The 2,895-nt window shown below is 68.5% G+C and carries 1 protein-coding gene; it reads right to left on the reverse strand.

Annotated elements, in window-relative coordinates; all coding sequences use genetic code 11:
- A partial coding sequence (locus tag IE244_RS41380; protein ID WP_191878745.1) for a non-ribosomal peptide synthetase occupies nucleotides 1–2,895 on the reverse strand: 2,895 nt, incomplete at both ends.

Here is a 2,895-nt window from a genome sequence, read left to right on the forward strand (position 1 = left end):
CGCCAGCCGGTTCGCACGCTCCTCCAGCTCCCCGAACGTCACCCGCTCGCCACCGCACACCACGGCAACGGATTTGGGAGCCGACGCCGCCTGAGCCTCGAACAGCTCAAGCGTCAGCACCTCGTTGGTCGATTCGGTCTGCAGGCGGGACACGGGGGTCTTCTCCACTTCGGGTAGGTAGGCGGCGGTGGCGTCGCCCGCCGGATCGTCAGCCATGGCTTCGAGCACGAGCCGGTACATGGAGGCGAGCCGCTCGGCCGTGGCCGGGCTCAGCGCGTCGGCGTTCGCCTTGATGACCAGGGTGTGGCCGTTCACGATGACGTTCACCGCGAACTCGTTGGCGCCGGTACCGAGGCCGGCTCCGACATCGACCGCGTCGGTGTCCACCTGGTGGAAGTCCAGGTGGTCGAACATCACCGAGATGAGGCGGCCGTCGCCCTTGGCGGAGCGCTGGATGGCGGGGAGCGGGTAACGGCGGTGCTCCCAGATCTCCGTCTCTCGTGCGTAGATCTTCTTGACCAGGTGCTGCCAGGTCCCGGTCGGACGGGACACCGGGAACGGCAGCGTGTTGAGGTGCATGCCCAGGACGCGGTCGGCTCCCGGGGCTTCCAGCCGGCCGTGGAACACCACACCCAGAAGGAAGGCGTCCTCGTTCGTGAGCGAGCTCATCACCTTCGTATGGGCGGCGAGCAGGACGCTCTTGTAAGAGGTGCCCGCTTCCTTCGCCAGGCCCCGCAGCGCAGGTTCGAGTTCCTGGAAATCGAGCTCCAACCGCAGGGGGTCCCCGGCGCCGTTCCGCTCACCCCACCCCGTGGGCATGGTGAACGGGACGTGCTCCTGGACGACGCGTGTCCAGAAGGCCTGGTCCGTCCCGTGGGAGACGGAATCCATCTCGGCGGCGATGAAGTCGGCGTAACGGACCGAGGGCGCCTCATAGGCGGGTACCTCATGCCCGTCGCGCAGCGCCCGGTACGCGGCCAGGACCTCCATCAGCAGGGAGTTGACCGCCCAGCCCTCGGCGATGGCGTGGTTGTAGCAGAAGATCAGCCGCCAGGCCTCGTCCGATTCGACGTGCACCGCGACCCGCATCAGAGGCGCGGCGGTCAGTTCGAGCTGCTCGGCACCGGCCTCGTCGGCGAACTCACGCAGCGCGGCGATCTGCCGTTCGGCGTTGAGTCCACTCAAGTCCTGGGTGGAGAGCGGGATTTCGGCCTCGGCGTGCACCAGCTGCAGGGGCCGCGAGTATCCACTCAGGTGCATCGAGGTACGCAGGACGTCGTGGCGGCTCGCCACCACGTCCAGTGCCGCCCGCAGGGCCTCGGCCGAGAAGGGCCGCGCATCCGGGATGCGGAAGGAGTTGACGTTGAGGTAGAGGTTCCCCCGTGCCTCGCCGGCGGCCAGCATCTCGACCAGCATGCCGGTCTGGATCTGGGAGAGCGGGTAGGCGTCGACCACGTCCTCGGGCAGCGCGGCCCGGTCCTCGGCACTGATCAGCGCGAACGGCTCGACCGCGGCGATCAGCGACTCACCGGCCACCTGTCCCGACAGCCGGCCCGCCAGCTCCGCGAGGCTGCGGAACTCGAAGACATCACGGATCGACACCTCGTAGCCGGCGGCGCGCAGCGCGCCGACCAGGCGGACGGCTCGGATGGAGTCGCCGCCGAGGTCGAAGAAGCTGTCCTCGACACCGACCTGGCGGGTATCGAGCACCTCTGACCAGATGACGGCGAGCCGTTCCTCCAGCGGGGTGCGCGGGGCCACGTAGTGGCTCGCCGAGAACATCTCCGCCTCGGGAGCGGGCAGCGCACGGTGGTCGACCTTGCCACTGTTGGTCAGCGGAACCCGGTCGATCTCCACGAACGCCGCCGGGACCATGTACTCCGGCAGACTCGACCCCAGGTGACGCCGCAGCTCGACCGTGTCGAAGGCGGTGTCCGCGACCACATAGGCGACCAGGGTCTTGTCCCCGGCCTGGTCCTCACGGGCCGACACCACGGTGTCCCGCACCGCCACGTGGGCCCGCAGAACCGCTTCGATCTCGCCCAGCTCGATCCGGTAACCGCGCACCTTCACCTGGGTGTCGATACGACCCAGGTAGTCCAGCGAGCCGTCCTGCAGACGCTGCACCAGGTCGCCGGTGCGGTAGAGCCGGGAGCCGGCCGGACCGAACGGGCTCGGCACGAACCGCTCCGCCGTCAGACCAGCACGCCCCATATAGCCACGTGCCAGACCGACCCCGCCGATGAACAGCTCACCACTGACACCGTCCACCACCGGCCGGCCGTTGGAGTCGAGGACATACAGGTCGGTGTTGGCCAGCGGCCCACCGATCGAGACGGACTCGGTCTCCTCCGGTACCTCCCAGAAGGTGGACCAGATCGTGGTCTCCGTCGGGCCGTACACGTTCACCAGACGCCGGGTCCTCGCACGCAGCTCACGCGCCAGCTCCGGCGAGCACGCCTCGCCACCCACCAGCGCCGTCACACCGGCAGCCGCAAAACCGGCCGCGAGCAACAGCCGCCAACCCGACGGCGTCAGCTGGGCATGGGTGACCCGGTTCCTACCGATGAGCTCGATCAGCGCCTCGGCGTCCTTGACCTGGTCCGCCGAGGCCATGACCACACGCGCACCGGTGACCAGCGGGAGGAACAGCTCCAGACCGGAAATGTCGAACGAGATCGACGTCGACGCCAGCCACACACTCTCACTGTCACTGCCCGCGACATCCGCCATCGACATCAACAGGTTCAACAGCGCCTGGTGCGGGATCATCACACCCTTGGGACGGCCGGTCGAACCCGACGTGTACAGCACGTACGCCAGCTCACCGCCACCCGGCAACACACCCAGCGACTCCGCCGACTCCGCAGCGATCGCCTCGGCATCCGCGTCCAG

This window comes from Streptomyces filipinensis (assembly GCF_014649495.1).
GTDB lineage: Bacteria > Actinomycetota > Actinomycetes > Streptomycetales > Streptomycetaceae > Streptomyces > Streptomyces filipinensis.